The sequence below is a fragment of the Bacteroidales bacterium genome (assembly GCA_035353855.1).
Classification (GTDB): domain Bacteria; phylum Bacteroidota; class Bacteroidia; order Bacteroidales; family CG2-30-32-10; genus DAOQAK01.
Map to the genome: position 1 here is coordinate 1 of DAOQAK010000088.1, position 5946 is coordinate 5946.

At 32.4% G+C, this 5946-nt stretch carries 4 protein-coding genes; 2 read left to right on the forward strand and 2 right to left on the reverse strand.

Translation table 11 applies throughout. The features are described 5' to 3' along the window. Positions 1-27 precede the first annotated feature (27 nt). Positions 28-543, reverse strand: coding sequence for a hypothetical protein (locus PKK00_14960; protein HNW99705.1), 516 nt, complete (start codon positions 541-543; stop codon positions 28-30). 317 nt (positions 544-860) lie between these two features. Then, a complete protein-coding gene (locus PKK00_14965) occupies positions 861-3740 on the reverse strand; it encodes a M4 family metallopeptidase (protein HNW99706.1) in 2880 nt (959 codons plus the stop codon). A gap of 479 nt (positions 3741-4219) precedes the next feature. Between PKK00_14965 and PKK00_14970 the strand changes: the two genes are divergently transcribed. Next, complete coding sequence (locus PKK00_14970; GenBank protein HNW99707.1) at positions 4220-5155, forward strand: LytTR family DNA-binding domain-containing protein; 936 nt, start codon at positions 4220-4222, stop codon at positions 5153-5155. 91 nt (positions 5156-5246) lie between these two features. Further along, entirely contained in the window at positions 5247-5663 is a 417-nt protein-coding gene (locus PKK00_14975) for an OsmC family peroxiredoxin (GenBank protein ID HNW99708.1), read from the forward strand. Positions 5664-5946 lie beyond the last annotated feature (283 nt).

Consider the following 5946-nt stretch of genomic DNA (forward strand, 5'->3'; position numbering starts at 1 on the left):
TCTCTTTAGACTTCATAAACTTTTTGCTTAGTCCCCAGAAAATTTATGTGACCCAGAATTATTTTGCCATTTGTATTTTTCTGCATTTATATATGAGAAGGCCGATGTAAGTGCCTGCGATTCTTTTAGCGTAGATGTATTAGTAACATTAATGTTTTTAATTATTTTACCATTGAATGAATATACTTTTCCATTTTTTGTATGTACAATTAGTGTTGTTCCAAAAATTTCCGCATTTTCATAAGTCTGGATAAATCGGTAATGTAGGTCGCCGAGTTTATCTTCCTGAACATTTGAAAATGAAAAGCCCATTTCCGGTGATAAGCCAATGACTTTAAAAATCCAGCTTTGCCAATTATTAAAATTTATTTCGGAGCCTTGCCTGAATTTTATATATACCGGAACATCCCTGCCTTTTTCATATGCTACACAGGCTGCTCCTGTAATTTTTTTTGTGGCTTCACTCGAAAAATAAATCTGTGCATTACTATAATTGTTAATACACAGAATTGAAACCAACACCATAAAGATAAATTTTTTCATAAAAGATTTGGTTTTAATTATTAATGTGATTGATATGATTGTTTCAAAGAAATTAGACAAAAATAAAAATACTTCCTTGCGGGGAGGTTTTTATTTTTACAAATATCAAAATTTATTCTTTTAATAAAAATGTTTTAACATTAGTTTTACTCGTTCTTAAAAGATTGGCGGAATAACCTGGTATAGAAGAATTGTGGCAAGAGGTAAGCTCATTCTCATTTACACATTATTAATATATCATGAATAAACCGGTATCGTATCGGTATAAAAAAACCTCTGTATGATTACAGAGGTTTTTAGGATAATTAAATAGCTAGTTATTTCGTAATAGTTACTTTTTTTATGATAGTAGATTTATCAGATTTAAGTTTTACAAAATATACTCCCTGGCAAAAATCTGAAGCATCAATATGAATAGAGTTATTGTCATTGATTTTCTTCTCAAATAGCTTTTCTCCAATAATATTAATAATGCAGAGATTAACATTTTGATTATTTAAATTAGAAAAATTAATATCAAATGCACCGGAACTAGGATTCGGAAAAATATTGAAATCTACATCGGGAATTTCATAGGTGCCTACATTCGGGTCAATTAAAGCAGTAACGGGAGTTCTTGCGCTGGTACATAAAGTAGAAGTTTGTTCAACCTGCCAGTTGTAAAAGTAATAGTAATATGCCGTTGCTGTAGATCCGGCTGTATTTCCTGTAATGGAAATTAAATTTGAAACGGTGTAAGGATATACAGCTCCTGCATTATCTCTCCAGAAATTACATGCTGCCGATGCTCCAAGTCTATAGCCTGTACCGCTTGGCACATTAAGGTTTAATGTGATTACCTGTTCTCCTGTTGTAGTAATGTTTATAGTTACTGAATCTATCCCGACTCCGCTGCTGTTTGCTAACCAGATGGTTTTATTACCTGTAGAATTTGCATAAACCTTAACAGTTTTAATGGTAAGAGGTGCTAATGCATCAAATATCATAGCCAACCTTGAAGTGCTGGTGTAATATCCGCCTGTTGTGGTTTTAGCTGTTAATCCAGCTGATTGTGTCGGATATGTTGTGCCAACATCATTTTGTACATAGTATGTTGTAGTGGCGGATATTGTTGGCGAATAGGTTGCGCCTGTATTTACAATAGTTCCACCTGTTGCCTGGTTATACCAGTTAAGTGTTCCGCTACCTGATGCACTTAAATATGCAGTTCCTGCAACTGGTATCGTATCTCCAATAGTAGTAGGAGAAGTAGGAGCATCAATATTAATAAAAGAAGTTTTGGTTATTGAGTCATTGCCGCAAGTGCCTCCATATGCTACTAATTTTACATCAAAAACTCCTTCTGTGTTATATGTATGTGAGGGGCTGGCCTGAGTGCTGGTTGTTCCATCACCAAAATTCCACAAATATGACGAAGCACCTGAACTTTGATTTGTAAATTGAATGGTTGCAGGAACAGAACAAGATGTACTGTTAGCTGATGTAAATCCTGAAACAGTTACTCCGCTTGTTGAAGCAGCGCCCACACCTACAGCATACCATGCATTTTCAACAGCAGCAAGCTCGGGGGAACATGTGCCGGGGTAGAGATCGTTACAAGCTTGAATAGAATAGGTCCGAGCAGCAGCATAATCAGATGATGAGGTTAAATAGTTTGTTAACGTGCGAAATGCAATAGCGGCGGCTTTAGTCATTCCGATTGCACTTACATTATAAGCATTTCCTTTGTCATTAGTGCCTGAACCACCTTGGGTTAATAAATAAAACCAGTATGCCATAGGTCCATTATTATAATGAACGCCTCCGTTATCGCTGGTACCTGTATACCAGTTAGTGCCTTCGTAAGTATCAGGTAATGAATATGCATTTGGGTTTGAAATATCTCTTACAATAACTCCAATATCTTCGCCCATTGACCAGTTAGCAGCTGCTGGTTTTGCATACCATTCTATACAGGTTCCGAAAATATCACTGTACCCTTCACTTAATGCTCCTGATTCATCCTGGTAGGTGAGGTTTGCTGTGTTTGATGTTAATCCATGAGTTATTTCATGTCCACAAATATCAATTGATGTTAAAGGTCCGTATGTATCACTGCCAGATGTTCCGCCATCGCCAAAAACCATATAGCTTCCGCTCCAATAAGCATTAATATAATTTGAACTGTAATGAACATAAAGCATAAGTTTATAACCATTGCCATCAATGCTGTTTCTACCATATGTGTTGTAAAAATAATCATAAGTTTTTTCAGCAGCCCAATGTGCATCCGTTGCTACTTCATCTTTAGAAGTATTCACGTTATTCCAGTTATTATCTGTATCAGTAAAATCAACAGCAGAAGACGTAGATGTTCCATTCTTTAAATTTAATGTTTGAATACCATTACCCCTGGAAGTTTCTCTAAGCCTGTATGATGATGTGCTTTGCTGATCGGTTGTTATTGTTTGTGTTCCGCTATATTTTGTAACAGCTGTTCCTTGAACATCTGTAGTGTTAATCCTGTTATGTTTTGCAATTATTTTTCCTGTGTTAACATCAACATAAATGTAATCGCGGCTTAAAGGTTGGTTTGCAAAAATATCAAAACGATAAGCAAGGTAATATTTGTCAGAAGAAAATTTTCCGTTTTCAGGTACTATTACCATTTCGCCTTTTGGGTAATATGTTGCTTTTGAATCATCAAGTAAATACTGAAGATTTTTTTCTTCCTGCGGGATTTCCCATTGATAAACTTTAGCGTTAACATAACCTAATGCTTTCTGAAGAGCAACGCTTTCGTTTATTGAAACATTTGTAGAAGCTTCTACATATTTTTTAATTTTTCCATTCACTGAAACTACTTTGTTATTTTTTACATGAGCGATGTAATCGCCACCAATAACAGGGTATCCGTTATATGTTTGCTGATAACGGTAATGCGTGTAACCGATTTGATCGTTTTCTGATTTGGTAAATTTTAAATCGAAGCTTGAAGGCAAATCAAAATTATTTATCAGCCATGATTGCAGATCTGACAGATCTATTTCCTGTCCTTTACTGAAATTGATCAATGAAGGTAAATAATCATCGTTAATTAAAACGACTGATTCAGCACTGTTAACTATTTTTTTTGCTTCACTTCCAGTTATAAACTGGGCATTTGATAAGTATTGCATAAAGATACCTGTCAAAATAAGAAAGATAGTTTTTTTCATAACGATTTAGGGTGTTTGTGTTAGTTAAAATGATGAACAAATATAAAAATAAAAAAAGTATAAATCAAGCAGCTACAAAAGAATAGTGTTAATTTATATGTATAAATTAACACTGTTAAAATGGTAATATCTATGTAATAATAATATTTTATTACCAACGGGTTTTTTTTTAAAATGAAAATTTATACAAATTTAAGAAGAAAGTATAAAATATATTGAAAAATAGTTAATGTTTTTCGATACTGAATTATATTACAATGATGTAATTGATTTTTTTGATAGCAGTATATAAAAATAATTCTCCAATTATAATTTACTTTATTAATTGGTATTTCTTTCATGTAAATTGTTTTAATAAGTGGAAATATCTTTAATGAAGTTAATCTCATTATCCGTTTTTTTTGTTATTTTTGTTAATTATTTTTCTATACAGAATATTATTAATGATACTTATCAGACCCTTTTTCATTATTGCGTTTTTGTTATATTTAAATTTTGTAACTGCATCTGAAAAAGATACAGTTGAAGTAAACATATTGCTTGATAAATGTAAAAGAGAAGTAAATATCGATCCTAAAAATGCAAATGTTCTTTGTTTCGAATATTTGGAAATCAGCACTCAAAAAAACTTTTATAATAAGGTCTCCGAATGCCTTATTCAGCTTGGTATTGAACATGGTTATGTAAAAAATTATGATGCCGCAATAATCTTTTTAAAAAAAGCCAACTACCTAAATCATCTTATAAAAAATTTTCAAGAAGAATCAATTAACTGGTTGAAAACACATAAGGAGCCGGATTTGATTTTTATGGATATTCAATTATCGGATGGTTTAAGTTTTGAAATTTTTGATCATATTCAAACCACGCTTCCTTTGATATTTGTTACTGTACTCGACAACCAGATGATTAACGCTTTTAAAGTTAATAGTATTGATTATTTACTTAAGCCTGTCAGAGAAGAAGCATTGAATACGAGTATTGAAAAATTTAATAAGCTAAGGGGAAAATATTTTTTAAATGCACCCAAACAGGATATTTATAATTTCCTGAAGTCTGAAGTAAAAAATAAAAATTACAAAAATCGTATACTGCTGAAAATAGGTAATGTTTACAAAACTGTTTTTACTGATGATATCGCATATTTTTCAGTGGAAAAAGAAGGGTTATATATTTATAAGTTTGATGGCGCAAAAATATTTGCAGGAACTCCGCTGGATGCATTCGAAACGATGCTGAATCCTTCTGGCTTTTTTAGAATCAACAGGCAATATATTATCAATATTAAACCGATTCAATCAATTCAGCAATATTTTAACAGCCTGTTAATACTTACTTTAAGCCCTTCTGTTAATGAAAAAGTAATAGTTAGCCATGAAAAAGTTTCTGATTTTAAAGAGTGGTTAAATCAATAAAGGTAAAGCTAAAGTGGAGTATTTTTTTTCGTATTATAAAGAAATAAAAAACCAATATAGTTAAGCAAAATAAAAAATAAATAAATAAAATATGAAACGTACTGCAAAAGCACACTGGTCTGGAGACCTTAAAGAAGGCAAAGGAACATTAACAACACAAAGTGGTATTTTAAACAACACGAATTATAGTTTCAAAACACGTTTTGAAGAAGGTGAAAATGGAACCAATCCTGAAGAACTACTTGCTGCTGCTCATGCCGGTTGTTTTACAATGTCGGTTGCTTCAATTTTATCTAAAAAAGGGATTGTGCCTGTTTCTTTGGATACAACAGCATCTTTAACGATGGAAGGGTTGACGATTACAGCTATACACCTTTCAATATCGGCTTCAGCAAAAGGCATTAGTGCTGATGAGTTTATTGCTATTACCAAGGATGCAGAAAAAAATTGCATTATTTCCAAAGCATTAAGCGTATTAATTACTTCCGAAGCTCATTTTATTGAATAAAATATTTGATCAGAAGCAGTATTAATTCATATATCCCGCTTTTGATTTTTAATATCATTTATACTGTTGACCAACAGCTAGTGTCTGCTGGCGTGATACGATCATATCTTTATTAAAATAATTTCATTTGTTTATTGCATTAGCGTGCAATGTGGTTTGGTAATAAAATGAAGTTTAACGGTAATTGCGGAATATTCTCTCCCGGAAGGATTTCATTATTTCATTTTTTCGGCTCACATAAAATAAATGGGGAGAAGTATTATTTTTGGCAGCAAAAATTATC

Excerpts from the sequence above, each read along its gene's own strand:
- PKK00_14965 (HNW99706.1), bottom strand. The coding sequence starts at position 3,740 with ATGAAAAAAACTATCTTTCTTATTTTGACAGGTATCTTTATGCAATAC.
- PKK00_14975 (HNW99708.1), top strand. The coding sequence starts at position 5,247 with ATGAAACGTACTGCAAAAGCACACTGGTCTGGAGACCTTAAAGAAGGC.
- PKK00_14960 (HNW99705.1), bottom strand. The coding sequence starts at position 543 with ATGAAAAAATTTATCTTTATGGTGTTGGTTTCAATTCTGTGTATTAAC.